An 18,533-nucleotide genomic window follows, 5' to 3' on the forward strand; every position below is an offset into this window, starting at 1 on the left:
TTTCTATTTCTTGTTTTGTATATATTTTTTTGCTCATCAGAAAAACCTCCACTTAAAACTAGTCTATAAAAGTATAACGAAAAAACTCTAAAAAAATAACCCGAAAACCAAAACACTCTTTTTTGAGTGTCTAGTTTTCGGGTAGAGATTCACGATGTAAGTTTTTTGTTTTTTTATATTATATTTGCTTCTCTTAGTGAGTAATATTCTGTTCCAGTTACTATTATATGGTCGACTACTTCAATCCCTAGCAATTCACCTGCATCTATTATTCTTCTTGTAAATGATAAATCCGCGTTACTCGGTTCAGTATTGCCTGAAGGATGATTATGATACAGCATAACTCTTGCCCCATTATTTAATATCGCGGTTCTAAATATTTCCCTGGGATGAGCTACTGATGTGTTAAGAGAGCCTGCAAAAGTTCGATGTATAGCGTTTATTTCATTCTTAGTATTCAGAACTACTACTAACACTACTTCGCTAGCTTCATCCCCAATTTCACGTATCCCGAATTCTCCTGCATAAGTCGATGAAATCATCCCCGTTTTATACTTGATTGGTCTCTCTTGAACTTCTTGTCTTACTCTCACAACTTCTAATATAGTTTCTAATTCTAATGATAATTGTTCCATTTTTCCTCACTCTTTCTATTTTTTGTTTTGAGAAACGCAATTGCGTGACTCAAAAAGTTTTTTTTCCGTTTTGTTGGTGAGGAAGTATCATTCAGCAGAAAGTGGTCAAGGAAATTCTCCGAATTAGACTAAAAGTTTTTTGGTTTGTAAAAAGTTTTTGTGGTACTTGACTACTTTTTAACTCTCGGATAGCCCCAGATAGGACACGTAGTGAGGCTCCAATCCGGGACTTGCCGTAAGAGTGTCCTGAAAATGATAAAGCCGATGCAAAGAAACTCTGCATCGGCGCTTGCGTGAAACAAAACGAAAAATATAAGAAAGACAAACTCTTGATTTAGAATCTTAGCTTGTATATTTAGATAAGTTAGTAGGAGTTTAAAATATGATTATTGAACTCCATCCATGTTTTCTTTGATTTCTTTAATAATATTTTTTTCCATTATTTTAATTTGGTCTGTTATTTCAGCTCTAGCATAATCTAGCTGTTGATAAGAATCCAAAATACCATATTTCTGTCCAGTTAAATGTTTAACTTGATCCTCTAAATCCAAATTTTTTCTTATTAATATCTTATTTTGACCTTTCAAGGAATAATAGTAATTTCCAATAGAGTCGCTTACGTATTCTATTATTTCACTCAATATATATGGTTTATCTCTCTCATACGTATTGAAGTATGGAGTTAGCAATGAATCCAAATCATCTTTTAAATTTTTTTTCCAATCCTTAATATCGTATTCGTCAAATTTTTCAATAAGTTTTAGACTTTTAATCTCATTTTGATTATAAAGATGCTCATTTGGGATTAGTGCTTCAACAAATGCTCCATTGTATAGTGTATGTACATTTCCAGCTCCTTTATTTCTTTCCTCTTTTTTCGTTGAAGGTTTACCTAAAGAGCCTATTTCTTTGTTTAGATTAACGTTTTTACTATGTCTATAAAATGTACTTTTTGAAATGTCATACTTTCGTTTATTCTTTAGATATTCTAATGCTTCATCAATAGTAAACCATTTGTTTTGTAAATACTCCTCAATCGTTATTTCTTCTGAATTTAATTGTTTCTCTAAATTGTTTGTCATATAATTTCTCCTTGGCATTTAATTCAGATGTTTTGATATCAACAATAGTATAAGTTATTCATTAATAGAATGTCAATTTACACTTTTAATTCTACATGGTCTAATTAAGTCAGAAAGTTAATCGGCCGATGCTTTCGAAATATAAATTAGAGGAGCAAAAGAATATGTATGTAAAATCAAGTAGAAATGGATATTCAAAAGAAATTGGAGAAAAATATGTAGATCAATCAAAACCTTTATATTTCCTATCCTCATTTGTAGAAAAGCAATTTGAGTGGGAGAACAATCAGCGTACTGATACCATCTCCGGCTATAGATATTGGTTTGTGCAGGATGGGGTAAATCCTTTTAGAATTAAATTCAAAGATGAATTGAAAGAGATTCCATCAGTTTTATCAGAGGTAAAAATTCCAGATTTAGAAGGAATTGAAGTACGCAATAAGGTACATTTTCGTGCAAATGAACTGGAAGTGATTAATTAATGTTTTCATTGACATATTTAGCAACATTTATTCTTCAATGTCTAAATATGGCTTTGGATCTTAATGGCGAAACTAGTTATACCAATAGTTTCATGATTGAAGCAACACAAGAGGGATTTTACTTTATCCCTCTCGTGCCTTCATCATTTGCAATGGACTCAAAGCTATATGAAGATATTTTTTCGATTACAAATGCAGTAATGTATCCCCACTTCACGGTTTTGAAACAATCAGGTCCTTATTTTGTACCTTGGGATAAAGAGGACATTCATTCTAGTAGAGCTTTTTTCTTCCCTTGGTTAGAAGGTATACCTGAACGACTAATTTCAGCCGATGAATCTTGCAACTCAGAAAAATTTTCAAACAAAGTACCATTACTAAATAACTTTTCGCTTGATTATAATAAAGTGACTTCAGTTGCAATTGCAGGGAACTCGGGCTCGGGAAAGAGTTATCATTTAGTCTATTGGTTAACTATTTTAAACGAGTTTTCAGACTTGATTATAGTAGATCCAAAACTTGATTCACCCGCTAGATGGGCAATGGCTAATAAAGTTGAACTCATTACTCCAAGTCGTAATAGAAATACAAACGATTTTGTAAATGAAGTAACAAGCAAACTGAGTGCTGCTAAAGAAACGATTTTGAATCGTCAGGAAGCACTTTTGAAAAATCCAGACTTGAAATTTAAGCATTTAACAATTGTCATTGATGAATTACTGGCTTTAACCACTGGTGTACCGACTAAAATTAAAAATTCTTTCTTTAATCTGTTAAGTGAGATTTCATTGTTAGGGCGTGCTACCAATGTACACTTATTGATGGTATCTCAACGTTTTGACGCAAATGCATTACCAGTTTCGGTAAGGGAACAATGTAACGTACTTATCCAGTTAGGAAATATCAATAAAAAAACCACTCAATTTTTATTTCCGGATTTAGACAAACCTGAAAATATTGTAATTCCACGAGGAAAAGGAACTGGCCTAATTCAAGTAATTGATGGAGAACTACCACCAAACGTTATGCCATTTCTAACACCGACATTTAATATGAAAGGAATGATTTAAATGAGATTTTTTATAATGTATAACCTGATAAATCCAACAAAGTCATTGAGTGTAATTTTTAGTATTATCAGTATCTTATGGTTTCTTCTTTTGACGTTAGTAACAAGTTTTTTTGGTGTAAGTCTATCACTTTATAGTTTAGGGTTATGGGAACTGTTTTTCTTAATGTTTCCTTTTGTTTTAGCAGCTTCTTTCTTCATCTGGACATTTTTTTTGACACTACTAGAGGTAATTTATAGGGTAGCAAATGACAAAGTAGTAAATCTAATAGACTCAAATAGACAGTCTCAGTATTTTAGAAAGTTTCTTCAGTCAGATGAGAGCCAGACAGAAGAAGTAAATATAGGCTCGATTAAGAGGTTCAACTTCTACATAAGCTTCTTGACTATAAATGTGACTGAGGATCAAGTTGAGATATTATTACCTCTTCCACCGCGAATAGAGTCATATAATATTTTAAAATCTAGTCTTCCTGATATCCGAGAAGTAGCTAGCATTAGAATGCCAAGCTATACTTTTCAGCCAGCGGAAAGAGGGAGTTTTTACTTTAAAATTACCGGAAGGAAAAATTAATATTGATTTAGTCAGTGAAGCCTTCGACTCGGTAAGAGTCGAAAAGGCTTCACTGACTAAATAAGCTGATACCTGATAGGTGTCATATATAATGTCAAAACGCTTCATAAAGGTGGCTAGGGCTTGTTATAGCCACCGTTTTAATTGTGTCATTGTGTCAGAAGTTTTAGAGAGAGGTTGAGTAAATGAAAAAAATTAGAGCCAGAAATATGATGTATGTACAAAAGCTAGAGTATTTGCCAGATGATTCTTTTCAAGAAGCAGTTAAACGTATTGTAGATATCTTAGATCCACAAAAATATGCAGCTATTCTACATGATAAAGATATCGACGAAGAAGGAAATATCATTGATCCACATATACATATAATTCTGCAATTTGAAAATGCTCGTTCCATCAGTAACATTGCTAAATTAATCGGTGAAAAACAACAGTATATTGAAAAGTGGGATGGTTCAATTAATAATGGCTACTCGTATCTGGTGCACCGTACAAATAAATCATTGGATTTACATCAATACGATCCAAGAGAAGTAATTGCTAATTTTGATTACGAGCAACTAATGACGGAAATCCAAGAAGAAGTTAAAAAGAAATCAACTCTTAGTGACTCTGTCATTATTGATAACATTTTAGATCTTCTTTACGAAGGTCTAATTACAAAAGAAAAAGCAGAAAGTATGTTGTCTGGATCACAGTATGCAAAAGCTTCAAGACGAATTGAGGCTGTCCATCAAAAAAGAATGGAAGTAGTTGCTGTTGATTGGCAGAAAAAGATGCGTGAAAAGAATGAACCTGTAACAATTATTTGGTTATTTGGTGAAGCTGGAACTGGCAAAACACGTATTGCTAAAAAGTATGCTGAAAAATTTTCAAAAGATTATTATCTATCTGGATCTAGTCGTGATCCTTTCCAAAAATATGAGAGCGAAAACGTAGTTATATTAGATGAATTAAGACCTCATGCGTTTGATTATTCGGATTTGCTTAAAATGTTAGACCCATATAATGACTCTGCTATGGCTTCAAGTCGCTATTTCGATAAACCTTTGAGTGCTAACGTGTTTATAATTACCACTCCTTATGCACCTAGTAAATTTTATGAGGAAATTAAAAATAGTAATCAAATTAATGCAAAAATTGATAAATTTGAGCAATTAGCTCGTAGAATTACAATGGTACAAAAGATGACTAAAGATAATATATATTTATTGAAATACGATGTTAATTTTAAATCTTTTGTAAAAGTACCAGAATCTGATAGAAAAAACCCTTATTCTAATACGAAATCTGAACATTTATTCTCAGTGGAAAATGCTAATACAATTTACAATGAATTAAACGAGGTTTTTGATAATAAAAAAGACAATATTAAAATCATCGAAAAGGAAGAGATTGATGATGAATAATACTATTTCAGAGTACCCTTATTTACTAAACCGACAACAAGCATCAGACTTTTTAGGAATTGATCCAAGTTCTTTTGATAAATATGTACGCTCACATCCAGATCTCAAGTGCTTCATGATTGGACGTCAAGAGCGTTATACGATAAATTCTTTGAAAGAATTTATCGAAAATTATTCAGTATAGAACCTGCTTCACCGTGAATGGTTGATATTTTGTTAGGATACGAATACAATTATCTTGTATTCAACTAGCATTCTATCAACCATAATTTTTTGAAAGGAATAGATAGTATGGCTAGTATTGTAAAACGAGGCAAAAAATATCGAGCGCAAGTATCACTTTATAAGTCGGGAAAGCACAATAAATTGACCAAGACTTTTAAATCTAAAAAAGAGGCGGAACTGTGGGCTCTAAAAATGGAATTAGCTAAAGGAGAGGGTAAAGAATTAGGTCAACGTACAACTTCATTTGCCAAATACTTTGACAATTGGATCCATCTTGTTAAATATAATGATGTGAAAGAAACTACTTTTCAAAATTATCTTCACACTTCTGCAATTGTTAAAGAACTATTTCAAGATATTCAGTTGAAGGATTTAAATGATATCGTTGTACAAAATAAAATTGATGAGTACGCGAAAACTCATTCTAGAAAAACAACCCATGAAGTTCTTTTAAAAATTAAATCCGCATTACGCGATGCTTATTCACGTGGATACATTCCGTCTGACTTTTCAAGCTTGGTGAAAACACGGGGGAAAACTCCTCCAAAAAGGAATAAAGCATTGTCTATAACTGACTTCAGTACACTTAGAAACCATGTTATTTCAAATACTGACTCAGAATTTAATATATTAGTATTACTCGCTCTTGAAACAGGAATGAGACGTGGTGAACTCCTTGGTATTCGCCCAAAAAATGTCTACAAGTACGGTATTAAAGTTAGAGAGTCTATTAGTCCAACATCGGAAGATACGTCCCTAAAGACCCAAAATTCTAAGCGAGATGTATCTATCAACAAGGCTGTATACAATATACTGACAAAGGTTCCAGTAAAAAAGGATGGATATTTATTCAACACTGACGGTTTTAACCAATCAAGACAATTAGCTAAACTGCTAAAAGAACTTAATATTGAAAAAACGACATTCCATGGTTTACGAGATACACATGCATCATTCCTCTTCTCCCAAGATATTGATCTTGCGTATGTATCACAAAGATTAGGACATATAAATATTCAAACTACTCAGAACTATTATCTGGAATTAATGCCAGAAAAAAAGCACCAGCACGAGGCTGATGCTTTAAGCTTATTAAATTCTTTATAAGGTTCAAGTTGGTTTGAACCAACTTGAACCAAGAATAGTCTGAAAACGTTGATATAATAATACTTTGATTAACGTTTTGAGAATTGTGGAGATTTACGCGCTTTTTTAAGACCTGGTTTCTTACGCTCTTTCATACGTGGGTCACGTGTTAAGAGTCCAGCTGCTTTAAGTGCTGGGCGGAATTCAGGGTCTACAGTCAATAATGCACGTGAGATTCCGTGACGAGCAGCGCCTGCTTGTCCTGAGTATCCTCCACCGTGAACATTGATTGAGATGTCATAGCTTTCCACTGTATCAGTGATAGCTAGTGGTTGTCTTACGATCAAGTGTAAGTGATCGAAGTTTAAATATTCAGTAATGTCTTTACCGTTAAAAGTGATTTGTCCAGATCCTGGAGTCATAATAACACGAGCTGTAGAGTTTTTACGACGACCTGTTGCTTTATATTGTACTTGTGCCAATGGATGTCCCTCCTTAAATCAAGTTTGTGATATCTAGTTCAACTGGTTGTTGAGCTTGGTTTTTGTGCTCAGATCCAGCGTATACGTGTAATTTTTTGATTTGTTTGCTTCCTAATGCATTGTGTGGAAGCATTCCTTTGATTGACATTTCAATTAAACGTTCCGGTCTTTGTGCACGGATCGTTCCAGCTGAAACTTGAGTCAATCCACCTGGGTGTCCAGAGTGACGGGCATAAAGTTTGTCGCTTGCTTTATTTCCTGTAAGTTTGATTGCTCCTGCATTCAATACGATTACATGGTCACCAGTGTCAACGTGTGGTGTAAACGTAGGTTTATTTTTTCCGCGCAGAATAGATGCAACGACAGTTGATAGACGTCCCAAAGGAATGTCTGTAGCGTCGACTACATACCATTTGCGTTCGATGTTGCTTTCATTCGCCATAAATGTTGTACGCACGATATATACCTCCAAATTTTCATTTAAAATTTCAATTTCAATACTACTTGCTTTCCCAGTCTTTAGCTGTACCGATCTAATGTAAAGGGGAAAGACTCTCGTTGTTTGTTCCAAAATAAGGTTCCGACGCCTATAGTGGTGGCAAACAATACCATTTGAAATAGTACCGCAAATAGCACCTAAAGTCAACACTATTTCTGAAAATCGTTTAATTAATTTTAGTTGTCAACTCTTCTGAACTGGAATCGAGAGGGCAGGCTGACGCGACTGACCGGTTAGATTGCTGCGGAAACTTTAAAAGTCGTTCTTTATTGTCAGGATCCCCCTTAATAAAGAACGACTTCTCTTATTTACTTTATAATACGATAAATCCCATGACGGCTATAAGAACTGGTAATCCGACTGAGAAAAGAATGTCTTTTGACTTGATCGTCATCTGCATCTGCATCACACGGTCTTCACTGAACCCTTTAGCCTCCATGGCCAATGCCAGCCGCTCAGACCACCTGATCATGCGGACCATCATGGTGAATAGTGGTTTGGTATCGAACGGCTTGACTGGAATATTTCTGACCTGAAGAGCCAGTTTGGAGTTGTCATACTCTCTATGAATCAGTGAAGTCAAATTAATAGCTGTTAAGATAGCGTATCCCATCTTCATAGGCATCTTCGCCTGCTGGATAAAACTGGCAATCAGTTCACCCGAATCAGTTGTGAGACTATAGCTAATACCCAGCATCGCAAATGACAGGATCCGCGTACTCAAGTTGAGTCCATTAGTCAGATCACTCCCGCCAATTATAGCTGCCGGATCAGCTGAGCCGGAAAATAAGGCCTGCTCTGAACTGAACAACCAGCCAGTGAAGAAGTAACTGACTGAAATGAGCGCGATCGGAATCATAATTTTCGCCAACTTGGCCGGATCAGTTCGTTTGGACGTCACCAGAAAAAGCAGGCACAAGATGACGACAAAGAGATTGACTTGCCACTGAAAGGTCAACCCGAGAATAATTGATCCCAACAGGATACCGACCGTTTTAGCCGTTGGATTAATTGAATCGATCATCTGGTTTGGATCACCTTCTTCTCTTTGATTTCATAGATTGTATCGGCATAGGCATCCACCAGCTCAAAGTCGTGACTGGTAAATAAACAGGTCATCCCCTGACGGCAGAGCTCATGCAGTTTATCCATGATTTTTTTCGCATTTCTGGCGTCCTGTCCATATGTCGGTTCGTCCACCAGAAGCAGTTGCTGCTCGCCTACTGTCATGCAGATAACAGCCAAACGACGCTGCTGCCCCTGACTCAGGACCCAGGGTGACTGATCGGCCTTATTTTCAAAATGGTGCTGTTTCAGCAGCTCCTGTGCTTCTCTTTCTGCTTCTTCATCTCCATCATTTCCCCATGCGGTCAAGCTCAAGACCATCTCAGCCAGGACATTTGTCTTAACGAACTGCAGAGACGGATCCTGGAAAACCAGACCGACTTTGCTGTACAAGTCTCTGGCTTTCATCTTTCTGATATCCTGTCCTTGAAGCCTAATGTCTCCAGAATAGGGAGACACATTTAAAATCGCTTTGAATAGTGATGACTTACCTATGCCGCTAGGGCCCACCAGCGCTGTCAAAGAGCCCTTAGTCAAATTGAACTGGGCGTTTTCGATCAGCATCGTCGTCTTTATCTCTTTTCTAAATAAAGAATGCCTCTTCACTGTTTTGTGAAAAACGGATACCTCGTCCAGTTCTAACAGGACTTCTTCATTTCCTGCGTTTTTTTCTGGAATTGATGAAGCTTCCACACTGATGCCTTCTTTAATCAGCAGATCCTGCTTCATCTGGTCAGACTGCAGAAGAGACAAATCGTGGAGCCGCTGATCACTGCCTAAAAGGAGCCAGCGGTCCACCCAGTCCCAGCGGGAAACATGGTGATCAATAATAATAATTGATTTTCCCTTAGCAACTATAGCTTTCATATACCCAATATAATCCTGAATGGTGTCTTCATCGACATTGGCAAACGGTTCATCCATGATATAAAGCGGGACATCCACCAAGTCAGCACAGACAAAGGCTGCCCGCTGCAGTTCTCCACCCGACAAGTCGTCAAATGACCGGTCCAGCAGGTACTCCAGCTTCAGGTCTCTGACTTTGTTTGCAATGATGTCGTCCATTTTATCGGCAGCGATCCGGTTGTTTTCCAGGCAGAACACCATTTCTTCTCTCAGTGTTTTCATGCTGAACGACAACCGGGCATTCTGAAACAGTGTCCGGACATAGTCTGACCGCTCAACTACCGATTTGTGCTGAACGTCTTCATTATTGATTTTAATGTGCGAGACAATCTGATGTCCGCCGTATTCGGGAAAATAGCCATTAATGGTATTCGCCAGCGTGCTTTTTCCACTGCCGCTTGTTCCGCAGAGCAGGACGATTTCCCCTTCATGGATATCTAAACTGACGGAGTCCATCAGCTTCTTTCCGCCGATCTGAAACGACAGGTCTTTCACAGATAAAGTCATATTACTCACTGACTTCACGTGCAGTCAGCTGATTCGTTAAGATCCCCGCCTTATCGAGTTTGTCACAGATCAGTTTGGACAAGTAGCCTGTAAAGAACAATGAGCTCAGCAGACGAATGACGAATATCGCCGCAACAATACGCCAGTCCATTGCCAGGTAATTGCTTCTGAATCCTGTCCACAGGAAAGACAAGACTGTAGCAGAAACGGCCGAGGCCATCGCTACTTTGTAGGTATACTTTTCGTATCTTGTAAAGGTAAAAGGCAGTTCAACACCAACGCCTTGTATGAACGCAGAAATCAGGACCATGACACCGAACATGTTTCCCAGAAGCACTTCGATCAAAGCCGCAATGACTTCTGTCACGATTCCGACAAGCGGTTTGCGTATCAGGTAGGTCGTTATGATGGCTGCCATATACCAGATACCGTAAAAAGGTTCATACCCGAGTACACCAAGTCCGAATGGCGTCAAAATAGTCGTTAAAGCCGTTCCAGCGTAGACAGCGAGCAGATAAACGACTCCAAATACCACTGAGATCAGTGCCATTAATAAATAGTCACGTAAAGTTAATTTGTTTTTGTTCATTTGATGTCTCCTTCTGGCACGTTACAGTGCAATGTGATTTGACTGACGTAGTGACTGACTTCACTGCCTACTTTGTTAGACACATACTCCAGATAATCGAAGACATCCTGAACGTTTCCACCAAGGTTCGTTCCATAATGACCAGACCCCGTCACCACGCCACGATCGATGCCTTCATTAACGACTTCAGCAATCGTTCCCATGTAGTCATCAGACCCCATTGGATACAGGGCAAACTTTCCGATGACCGGAAAATCGATGACGCTGCTTTCTTCTTTGTTCGCTCTAGGTTCATCCATTTCCAGCGTATAGTCGCTGTCACTGTCGCCTGGACACCCTTTTGAGACAGTTGCTTCAAGCGTCATGTGCACGCCTTTTTTGTACGCAAATACGAACGCAGCTTTCAATGTATCGAACACCGCTTCTTCTCTGCCGCGATAAACCGTTGAAATATGATCCGTTTCGGCCCATACTTTCGATAAATCGACCTTGTGTATTGCATCTAGAATAATCGTTTCGAACTGATCACTCATTGGTGATAAGTTGAAGCGAGCGCCTGTGATTTCCATTGTGGAACCAGGCTTTCCAGCTGAACATTTTCCGTAGTTGACATAGTTTTTTGACATGAAAAAAACTCCTCCTAACGAAAAAAATCCATAGGAAAGAGCCATAATATATAGATACTCCCTACGCAGCCATTACGCTGATCAGGTTACTGGTCTGATATACATCACTCTCAGCCTTCTTGAAAAGACTCCCAGGATCATTCGTATTTAGTTTTGGTGTAACAAAGAAACTATACCAGTTCGGACTGAAAAAAACAATCCGTTTTCTGAAACTTGTACAGTTTTCCTTGCAAAGCTTACAGTCTGGCCAATTTTTTGCGCATGATAAAGTCAGTCTGCTTATCATCGCCCATGTAGAACGCATGCGCCCCCACTTTTTCAAATCCCATTTTCTTATAAAAGGCTAATGCCGGCTGATTGTGTTCCCAGACCCCTAACCAGACGGAGCTTCTGACATTTTTTTCTGCAATAGCGATCGCTTTGTTTAAAAGAGCAGTGCCCAGTCCCTGCCTCTTATACCCCGTTCGAATATAAATGCGTTCGATTTCAAGTCCATTATCATCAAAAGCCTCTGTCTGTGCCTCTCCCTCATTCACTTTTAAATACCCTGCCAGTTCCCCTTTTACATCTAGATAAAAAAAGGCTGAGCCAGGTGTCTTGAGTTCTTTTTCGAGCTGCTCTTTTGTACAGGCTTTATCTAGGTAGGCGTTCATGTTTTCCTCTGAGTTGTCTTTTTCAAAAGTGTCTTTAAACGTTTCAATACTGATTTCCTGCAGGCTGTCCAGGTCTTCCAGGCCAGCTTTTCTAAATGTTATATCCATCTGTAGCCCCTCATTTCTTAAATGTATCAGCTCATTGTCTGACCTCTGTAAAATACTGTTCGGCATAATCTACGGCACTTCTAAGGCTGTAGAGTTTTGTCTGAGCGTTTCCGATGGTTCCTGCTTTAACTAACCCGTCTTTTTCCAGCCTCTTCCCTACTGCTTTAAACTGGTCTTCACCCAAGTCGATGTCTTCATAGGTTCGCCAGACGCGTTGTCCGTTTTCTAAAATCGCTGCGCCTTCTTCTTTTAATGGCGGATTCGGTGCTCTGTACTCCCCTAGGTGCATAGCTGTTGAGGTATCGTAATCTGTTCCGATCGATAATACCTGTGCATCTATCTCATAGAGTTTTTTTAGTGGCGATTGTTCGCCCAATCCAAAGTTTAAACTGTGGTCCGCTGTGATGTCTTTTGCATCCTTCCCCCACGCTGAAAAAGAGACCGCTGGATGGCTGCTACGGTACACATTGGGATACGTCCGAAACAGATTGGCTACGGCACCCATATACGGGCATGGAGTTTTGACCGGGTCAAAAGCAGGCATGGTTTCCCGTATCGTCTCCCACCAGCTTTCAGGTACAGGCGGGTACTGCCACCTGGACGGGTCACTCCAATCACCGGTTTGTGACGGCATCACAATCGTACCTCTTGATTCGTCGACCACTTCCATCAGAGCATCCACAAATGCCATTGCGCCTCCGTTTATCCATCCCACTTTTGATAAGGATGTATGAACCAGTACAACCGAATCAGCTTTTAGTCCACACCTTGTCAAGTCCTCTGCCAGTGACTCAACAGTGTGGGGAAAGGGGGTATTCTTGATCAATTCTATTCCCATCTTTTCACGTCCTCACTACTAATCTAGTTGTTGCTTATGTAAAAACGCCTGAAATAAGGCTTTCAGACGTTTAATTAGTATTCAGTTTAATCTTCCGACGGCACGATTTCAATAGTTTCTGATGCAAGCTGCAGTTTTTCTTCAGAAGCTTTGATTCTTTTTAAAATGGTTCTAAATAATTCATCTCTTACCTTACGCCGCTCTCTCGTTCCGACGATATAACGCAAGCTGACTTTTACCCAGTTATCATCAAAAGAGACAAATACCTGTGGTTTAAGCGAGGCATTTTCAATGCGGAAACGGCGCTTCATTTCTGTCCACTCCCGTTCAGACTGCTCATGATAGGTCCCGATTACGTTTTCCGCTACGTCCAGAAGCATTACTCGAGCATAGTCGATGTCGCTGCTGAAGCGGAGTGGAATATGTATCTCATCCCACAAGAACTGAAAGTCTGCCGTATAATTGTACACTGGCGAAGTAAAAATGGAGCTGTTGGATACGCGGACTATGCGTCCTGTATACTGATCCCCATCCACCCATTCCTGCATTTCCATCAAGGTTGTGCGCAGGACACCGATATCGATCACGTCACCTTTTGTGCTGCCCAAGAGGACCCGATCTCCCGTATTAAAAAAGTCCCCAAATAAAATCGCAAACCAACCGGCAAAGCTGACAATAACTTCTCTAAGTGCATAGGTCACACCCGCACCGGCAAGCCCTATAGCAGTTGTGAACCCTGTCAGATTACTTCCAAAGACGTATAGAAAAAGAATAACGATAACGAGGTTATTGATCCATTTAGCTACTTTACGTGTCACATACCAGTTGCTTGTATGCTTGAGATGTTTGTACATCCTGTTTAATATGAGCCGTCTGATAATAAGCAGACCAACTGTCACCAGCGCAAAAATAAAAATATTTGCTGCCAGCGGGTAAGCTTCCGTGTATCAGTTGATCCATTCCAGCATATGAGGCCCTCCTTTAAAAACGTTTCACTATTAGTTTAACAGCTAACCCGACTTTTCAAGAAAGATTTAGCTTCAGAACTGGTTACCCCCTATGTTCTGTCTAGATCTATCAGACGAAAGGCACGTGTCACTGCGCGTCCCAGCAGCTCCGGTCCCCTCATCATGGCTTCTTTTAAAGGCATTGGCGCATCAACGATCGGGATGACAGCCTGGATATTTTCTTCAGTCACTTCTGTCAGTCCCTCTTCAATTTTCCCTGCAAATAAAAGGACGGGAATCCCAGCCTCTTTACACAAACGACTGATACCGATCGGGACTTTGCCTTGAAGTGACTGGGTATCGAATTTCCCTTCACCCGTAATCACCAGATCTGCATCAGTCAGAAGGTCTTTAAACATTCCTCTCTCCGCCAGTAATGTAAGTCCGCTTTGAAATGTACAATTGAAGAATGATAATGCGGCAAATCCAATTCCGCCAGCAGCACCAGCGCCTTGTGTTTCGCGCTCATCCGTTTGAGTGGTCTGCGAAACCAGGTTAGCAAATCGGGTCATTGCTTCGTCATATGATGACAGTTCATCTTTAGATAGTCCCTTTTGTTCTCCAAATACGTAGACCGCTCCAGATTCTCCTAGTAGCGGATTCGCCACGTCAGAAGCCAGCTGCCAGTTGACTTCTTTAAGTCGCGAATCTAAGCTTGTGGTTTCGATCGAACTGACGGCTGATAAATCAACAGGCAAGATCAGCAGAACATTTCCTTTCCGACCTTTAAACACGGCGCCCAACGCCTGCAGGAGTCCCATCCCACCATCTGTTGTCGCACTTCCGCCTAAGCCGAGAATGATTGTTTCTGCCCCATGATCGAGCGCCTGTCTGATTTGCTCTCCCACACCAAAACTTGTGTGATTTTCAGGGTGAAATGTTTCTTCGTTAGCCTGAATGATTCCGGCACCTTCTGCGACTTCGATAATGGCCGTCTTGTCTTTTTCGATCCATCCCCATTTGCCCTGGTAAGGCTCACCATTGACGCCCGTTATAGTCTGCGACCTAATTTCTCCCTTTTCAACTGAGACAAAGGCTTCTACTGTTCCTTCGCCACCATCAGCTATCGGAAAACTATACACCTCATGCTGCGGCAGTGCATCAATGACCGCTTGATTCGCTTCTTCACTCGTCATCGATCCCTTAAACGAATCGATCGCTGCGATGATTTTCACATTTTGTTCCTCCCTTTTACTCTCTAATGATTTCCTTAGCTCCATTATATCTATATTGCTAAGTCAACCGTATTTAATGCTGACTTGATTCTATATGAGCCTGTATCGCCCACTCAGTCATATTATCTCATTGAGTGGGCGATACATCGCTTTATATCTACCAGTCAGTGACTTTTTTCTTCTCACTTGGAGTTATATCGCATTATAGCTACCAGTCACGGCACATCCTTTTTCGACTGGTCGCTATAGCTCGTTATTTCACCCACTCGACTCTTATTTCTATTTGAGTGGGCACACTAAAAATCTGTCAGCTGAATCCATAGAATCCATTCAACGTATTCTCCTCAATTATACCGTAATCTATCAATGATCTAAGTCAAAAGATATAAAGCAGAAAAAAGCGCGACGGAAACTCTCCGTCACGCTTCCTCCATTGATTATTTCAGTTCAGGCCAGTATTCTGCATTAGCTTCGATCAGCGCATCAAGGACTTTACGTGCTTTTTTTGCATCCCCGATTGTACGATTTAAAGTCAATGCCTGTAACGCCTTCCCATAAGACTCTTCCATATACGCCTCAACAGTCAGTTTCTCAAAGGCATACTGATTCTCGATTAAGCCCTTGTAGAATGTATCGATTTTCCCTACTGCATAGGGAGCCGGACCGTTCGAGCCTAGAGAAGCATTTACTTCAACCATACTGTCATCCGGCAAGTTTGAGACAATCCCATCATTTCTGACCATGACAATAAACGTTTTACGCAAGTTGTTTGCTATTGAAGCAGCCACTTCGACCATCATGTCACCATGTGCATCATTATGGACGACTTTCGAATCTCTTGCAGTCCCATTTTCGACAATGCGTCTGCACTCGGCAAAGACATTTTTCTCTCGCCCTGCTCTTACTTCATCTGTTCGCGTACGTTTCGGATCTGAGGTTGATAGTTTATATTCCGGGTACAGATAATACTGCAGATATGTGTTTGGAAGATAGTCCGGGAAATCCGTCAGCATATCTTCAACCATGGCATAGGTGTCCAGCCATGACTGATCACGCTGCTCTGCATCGACAGGTCTGAATCCTCCTTTCAAAATAATCTCTTTCAGCTCAGGTGCTCTGTCTTTTCCTGTTTCATCGTAAATTTGTGTGAACCATCCAAAGTGATTCAGACCAAAATAAACAGGCTCAAGCTTGTTCACATCATGATCGATCAGTTTAGAATAGGAACGCAGCAAGTTGACCGGCTGATCACAGATATTCAGTATCTTATTTTCTTTTGGGAATATCTTATCTAATGCCAGTGAGACGATTGCTGCCGGATTAGTATAGTTCAAAATCCACGCATCAGGACTCAGTCTACGAACGTCCTTGACCATTTCGATCATATCTTTTATTGAACGTAGGCCGTAAGCAAACCCTCCTGGGCCACATGTTTCCTGCCCGATCACACCTAAGCTCAATGGAATTTTCTCATCCTTTTCACGCATATCAAATCCGCCTGTGCGCATCTGACAGAACACAAAATCAACGTCTTTATATGCAACCTCTTTATCTGTTGTATAAACCAGCTCTACTTCTGGAGCTTCTTCTTTAAACAAAATTTTAGCAAACTCACCGATGACTTCCTGGCGCTTTTCATCGATGTCATATAAAACTACCCGGTTCAAGGCAAATGCGTCCAAGTGTGTGGTCATCGCTTTTAATATTCCTGGAGTCCATGTTGACCCTCCACCGACTAATACAATGTTATTTTTTTTCATAAGTGACCTCTCCTTTTCCATTTGGTTGCTGTTTATTTCTTGCTTTTAATTTCATACATGTAATTATCAACAATGTTGCGCATTTTGGAAATCCGTCCACCATATACAACGTGTACAGTAGTCGCATCCGGTCTGACGATTCCATTCGGATTGGTTTTCTTCAGTAGGTCTTCATGAACTAACTGTCCATCTTTTATTTCGACTCTCAATCTGCTGATACAGTTATCGACGTCTACGATATTATTTAATCCACCTAGACCTTCAATGATATACTCCGCTGTTTTCCGGTCAGCTTCTTCTACGGTGACGCCTTCAAACTCTTCTTCATCATCATCGAAGTCATTTGCTCGTCTTCCGATCGTCATGACATTGAATTTTGAAATAATAAATGTGTAGCTGAAATAGTACATTGCGAAGAATATTGGCCCGGCAATCAGGAAGATATACCATCTGGTATCCATTCCCTGGAAGACCCCAAAGACGATCCAGTCGATGATTCCTCCTTGAATATTCCCTATAGCTACTCCGAAAATGGCAGGAACAAGAAATGCTAGTCCAGCAAAAATTGCATTTACGATCCATAGCACTGGGGAAATAAAGATAAATGTGAACTCGATCGGTTCTGTGATCCCTGTTAAAATAACGGCTGTTAATCCAGCAAGGAAGAATTTGAGTACACGGTCACGTTTTTCAGGCAGTGCCATGCGGTACATAGCTAAGACAGCGGCCGGCATTCCAAAGACCATGTGCAGGATTTTTCCTTGGGCCAGGTACTGAGTGGCTTCTGTTGAGAAGGGTAAATTATTGTCCAGCTGATACAAATAAATCTGCAAAGCGCCAACAAGTGATTCGCCTTCGATATTTTCGACGCCTCCAAGTGCTGTGAATCTGAATGTCTGATTCAGTATGTGATGCAGTCCAGTAGGATTGATAATTTTTTCTGTAAATCCATACAAGAACGTACCAAACAATCCACTTTCACTGATCAATTCACCTGTCCAGATAATGGCGATATTGACTAAAGGCCAAATGAATGTAAGTAATAACCCGACCACTACCATGACTAGCGCTGTAACGATTGGCACGAAACGCTTTCCGCTATAGAATGTCAAAGATTGATGCAGTTCAGTTTCTCTAAATTTATTGTGCAGGAAGACGCCCATTAAACCGGCAATGATCCCTCCTATGACGTTAGTGTTATAAACAAAAATACCTAGTGTGCTTGTAAATAATGAATTCTGTAAAGTGGCCTCAACCTGACTCAAGCCTTCAACTTCCATTAAGAAGTCGATTGACGTGGAATCAGCTGTAAAACCTTGAACTTGAAGGAAATAGCTCATACCCAGCAGCATTGCAATGTACCCGACTGCTCCTGCATAGACGGCTACTTCTTTGTCCCGTTTGACCATCCCCAAAGGAATTGACATTGCGAATAAGAGGGGCAGGTGTCCAAAAGGCAGGCCGGCAATTCGTCTGATCAGGCCGAAAATATTCTGAAGTGTTTCGTTTCCGAGAAAGGGGGCCATTTCAATAATATTCGGGTTTTGAAGTGCTGCAGCCAGCCCCAGGAATATCGCCATGAAGGACAATAAACTGATTGGAAAGAGTAATGACTTACCGAAACTCTGGAAATTCTTCTTGAAATTTGTCATGATAAAACTCCTCGTATTATAAGTTTATGGTACTAATCTTAGTTAGTATTGCTTGGATATTCTGGGATATTCCCTAATAATAGGGCCATGGAATAGGTCCACCG

The 18,533-nt window shown here is 39.9% G+C and carries 20 protein-coding genes and 1 riboswitch; of the genes, 6 read left to right on the forward strand and 14 right to left on the reverse strand.

The features are described 5' to 3' along the window. Positions 1-173 precede the first annotated feature (173 nt). Positions 174-635, reverse strand: a complete 462-nt coding sequence (locus CLV38_RS12470; protein WP_106196150.1) for a JAB domain-containing protein — start codon at positions 633-635, stop codon at positions 174-176. A gap of 386 nt (positions 636-1,021) precedes the next feature. Continuing rightward, positions 1,022-1,717 carry a hypothetical protein gene (locus tag CLV38_RS12475; RefSeq protein WP_106196152.1) on the reverse strand — a complete coding sequence of 232 codons (696 nt, stop codon included), beginning with the start codon at positions 1,715-1,717 and terminating at the stop codon, positions 1,022-1,024. Between the two features lie 164 nt (positions 1,718-1,881). Here CLV38_RS12475 and CLV38_RS12480 point away from each other — a divergent pair, with 164 nt between their 5' ends. The 6 genes from CLV38_RS12480 to CLV38_RS12505 all read left to right on the forward strand — a co-directional run bounded on the left by CLV38_RS12480 (position 1,882) and on the right by CLV38_RS12505 (position 6,583). After that, positions 1,882-2,199, forward strand: coding sequence for a hypothetical protein (locus CLV38_RS12480; RefSeq protein ID WP_106196154.1), 318 nt, complete (start codon positions 1,882-1,884; stop codon positions 2,197-2,199). Continuing rightward, positions 2,199-3,269, forward strand: coding sequence for an FtsK/SpoIIIE domain-containing protein (locus CLV38_RS12485; protein ID WP_106196156.1), 1,071 nt, complete (start codon positions 2,199-2,201; stop codon positions 3,267-3,269). The genes CLV38_RS12480 and CLV38_RS12485 overlap by 1 nt, the downstream gene beginning before the upstream one ends. After that, complete coding sequence (locus CLV38_RS12490; protein WP_106196158.1) at positions 3,270-3,842, forward strand: hypothetical protein; 573 nt, start codon at positions 3,270-3,272, stop codon at positions 3,840-3,842. It abuts the gene before it with no gap. Between the two features lie 185 nt (positions 3,843-4,027). After that, the gene (locus CLV38_RS12495; protein ID WP_106196160.1) at positions 4,028-5,251 is read left to right on the forward strand and encodes a Rep family protein; all 1,224 of its coding nucleotides are present in this window, start codon (positions 4,028-4,030) and stop codon (positions 5,249-5,251) included. Further along, positions 5,244-5,435 carry a MerR family transcriptional regulator gene (locus tag CLV38_RS12500; protein ID WP_106196191.1) on the forward strand — a complete coding sequence of 64 codons (192 nt, stop codon included), beginning with the start codon at positions 5,244-5,246 and terminating at the stop codon, positions 5,433-5,435. The genes CLV38_RS12495 and CLV38_RS12500 overlap by 8 nt, the downstream gene beginning before the upstream one ends. Before the next feature lie 107 nt (positions 5,436-5,542). Then, a complete protein-coding gene (locus tag CLV38_RS12505) occupies positions 5,543-6,583 on the forward strand; it encodes a tyrosine-type recombinase/integrase (protein ID WP_106196162.1) in 1,041 nt (346 codons plus the stop codon). A 68-nt stretch (positions 6,584-6,651) separates the two neighbouring features. Here CLV38_RS12505 and rpsI read toward each other — a convergent pair whose 3' ends face one another. From rpsI to CLV38_RS12565, 12 genes are all read right to left on the reverse strand, one after another. Beyond that, positions 6,652-7,044 (reverse strand): 30S ribosomal protein S9, encoded by a 393-nt coding sequence (gene rpsI / locus CLV38_RS12510; protein WP_106196164.1) that lies wholly within the window; start codon positions 7,042-7,044, stop codon positions 6,652-6,654. A 13-nt stretch (positions 7,045-7,057) separates the two neighbouring features. Further along, positions 7,058-7,501: a 50S ribosomal protein L13 gene (gene rplM / locus CLV38_RS12515; protein ID WP_106196167.1), complete on the reverse strand. Its 444-nt coding sequence runs from the start codon at positions 7,499-7,501 to the stop codon at positions 7,058-7,060. A gap of 355 nt (positions 7,502-7,856) precedes the next feature. Beyond that, the gene (locus tag CLV38_RS12520; protein WP_106196170.1) at positions 7,857-8,567 is read right to left on the reverse strand and encodes an energy-coupling factor transporter transmembrane component T family protein; all 711 of its coding nucleotides are present in this window, start codon (positions 8,565-8,567) and stop codon (positions 7,857-7,859) included. Continuing rightward, positions 8,564-10,021 carry an ABC transporter ATP-binding protein gene (locus CLV38_RS12525; protein ID WP_106196172.1) on the reverse strand — a complete coding sequence of 486 codons (1,458 nt, stop codon included), beginning with the start codon at positions 10,019-10,021 and terminating at the stop codon, positions 8,564-8,566. Before CLV38_RS12525 ends, CLV38_RS12520 begins: the two co-directional genes overlap by 4 nt. 1 nt (position 10,022) lies before the next feature. Continuing rightward, positions 10,023-10,610 (reverse strand): ECF transporter S component, encoded by a 588-nt coding sequence (locus CLV38_RS12530; RefSeq protein ID WP_106196174.1) that lies wholly within the window; start codon positions 10,608-10,610, stop codon positions 10,023-10,025. Further along, positions 10,607-11,236: a YkoF family thiamine/hydroxymethylpyrimidine-binding protein gene (locus CLV38_RS12535; RefSeq protein WP_106196176.1), complete on the reverse strand. Its 630-nt coding sequence runs from the start codon at positions 11,234-11,236 to the stop codon at positions 10,607-10,609. The genes CLV38_RS12530 and CLV38_RS12535 overlap by 4 nt, the downstream gene beginning before the upstream one ends. Before the next feature lie 40 nt (positions 11,237-11,276). Beyond that, a riboswitch (TPP riboswitch) is annotated at positions 11,277-11,381 on the reverse strand. A gap of 91 nt (positions 11,382-11,472) precedes the next feature. Continuing rightward, entirely contained in the window at positions 11,473-11,997 is a 525-nt protein-coding gene (locus CLV38_RS12540) for a GNAT family N-acetyltransferase (protein ID WP_106196178.1), read from the reverse strand. A gap of 31 nt (positions 11,998-12,028) precedes the next feature. Next, positions 12,029-12,835: an AAC(3) family N-acetyltransferase gene (locus tag CLV38_RS12545; protein ID WP_106196180.1), complete on the reverse strand. Its 807-nt coding sequence runs from the start codon at positions 12,833-12,835 to the stop codon at positions 12,029-12,031. An 86-nt stretch (positions 12,836-12,921) separates the two neighbouring features. Continuing rightward, complete coding sequence (locus tag CLV38_RS12550) at positions 12,922-13,653, reverse strand: mechanosensitive ion channel family protein (protein WP_170068907.1); 732 nt, start codon at positions 13,651-13,653, stop codon at positions 12,922-12,924. 239 nt (positions 13,654-13,892) lie between these two features. After that, entirely contained in the window at positions 13,893-15,017 is a 1,125-nt protein-coding gene (locus CLV38_RS12555; protein WP_170068908.1) for a glycerate kinase family protein, read from the reverse strand. A gap of 437 nt (positions 15,018-15,454) precedes the next feature. Continuing rightward, complete coding sequence (locus tag CLV38_RS12560) at positions 15,455-16,777, reverse strand: 6-phospho-alpha-glucosidase (RefSeq protein WP_106196186.1); 1,323 nt, start codon at positions 16,775-16,777, stop codon at positions 15,455-15,457. A 32-nt stretch (positions 16,778-16,809) separates the two neighbouring features. Further along, the gene (locus CLV38_RS12565; RefSeq protein WP_106196189.1) at positions 16,810-18,429 is read right to left on the reverse strand and encodes a PTS transporter subunit EIIC; all 1,620 of its coding nucleotides are present in this window, start codon (positions 18,427-18,429) and stop codon (positions 16,810-16,812) included. Between the last annotated feature and the right edge of the window lie 104 nt (positions 18,430-18,533).

Origin of the sequence: Alkalibacterium olivapovliticus, assembly GCF_003003275.1 — a bacterium.
GTDB lineage: Bacteria > Bacillota > Bacilli > Lactobacillales > Carnobacteriaceae_A > Alkalibacterium > Alkalibacterium olivapovliticum.

Excerpts from the sequence above, each read along its gene's own strand:
- CLV38_RS12470 (WP_106196150.1), bottom strand. The coding sequence starts at position 635 with ATGGAACAATTATCATTAGAATTAGAAACTATATTAGAAGTTGTGAGA.
- CLV38_RS12475 (WP_106196152.1), bottom strand. The coding sequence starts at position 1,717 with ATGACAAACAATTTAGAGAAACAATTAAATTCAGAAGAAATAACGATT.
- CLV38_RS12480 (WP_106196154.1), top strand. The coding sequence starts at position 1,882 with ATGTATGTAAAATCAAGTAGAAATGGATATTCAAAAGAAATTGGAGAA.
- CLV38_RS12485 (WP_106196156.1), top strand. The coding sequence starts at position 2,199 with ATGTTTTCATTGACATATTTAGCAACATTTATTCTTCAATGTCTAAAT.
- CLV38_RS12490 (WP_106196158.1), top strand. The coding sequence starts at position 3,270 with ATGAGATTTTTTATAATGTATAACCTGATAAATCCAACAAAGTCATTG.
- CLV38_RS12495 (WP_106196160.1), top strand. The coding sequence starts at position 4,028 with ATGAAAAAAATTAGAGCCAGAAATATGATGTATGTACAAAAGCTAGAG.
- CLV38_RS12500 (WP_106196191.1), top strand. The coding sequence starts at position 5,244 with ATGAATAATACTATTTCAGAGTACCCTTATTTACTAAACCGACAACAA.
- CLV38_RS12505 (WP_106196162.1), top strand. The coding sequence starts at position 5,543 with ATGGCTAGTATTGTAAAACGAGGCAAAAAATATCGAGCGCAAGTATCA.
- CLV38_RS12520 (WP_106196170.1), bottom strand. The coding sequence starts at position 8,567 with ATGATCGATTCAATTAATCCAACGGCTAAAACGGTCGGTATCCTGTTG.
- CLV38_RS12525 (WP_106196172.1), bottom strand. The coding sequence starts at position 10,021 with ATGACTTTATCTGTGAAAGACCTGTCGTTTCAGATCGGCGGAAAGAAG.
- CLV38_RS12530 (WP_106196174.1), bottom strand. The coding sequence starts at position 10,610 with ATGAACAAAAACAAATTAACTTTACGTGACTATTTATTAATGGCACTG.
- CLV38_RS12535 (WP_106196176.1), bottom strand. The coding sequence starts at position 11,236 with ATGTCAAAAAACTATGTCAACTACGGAAAATGTTCAGCTGGAAAGCCT.
- CLV38_RS12540 (WP_106196178.1), bottom strand. The coding sequence starts at position 11,997 with ATGGATATAACATTTAGAAAAGCTGGCCTGGAAGACCTGGACAGCCTG.
- CLV38_RS12545 (WP_106196180.1), bottom strand. The coding sequence starts at position 12,835 with ATGGGAATAGAATTGATCAAGAATACCCCCTTTCCCCACACTGTTGAG.
- CLV38_RS12560 (WP_106196186.1), bottom strand. The coding sequence starts at position 16,777 with ATGAAAAAAAATAACATTGTATTAGTCGGTGGAGGGTCAACATGGACT.
- CLV38_RS12565 (WP_106196189.1), bottom strand. The coding sequence starts at position 18,429 with ATGACAAATTTCAAGAAGAATTTCCAGAGTTTCGGTAAGTCATTACTC.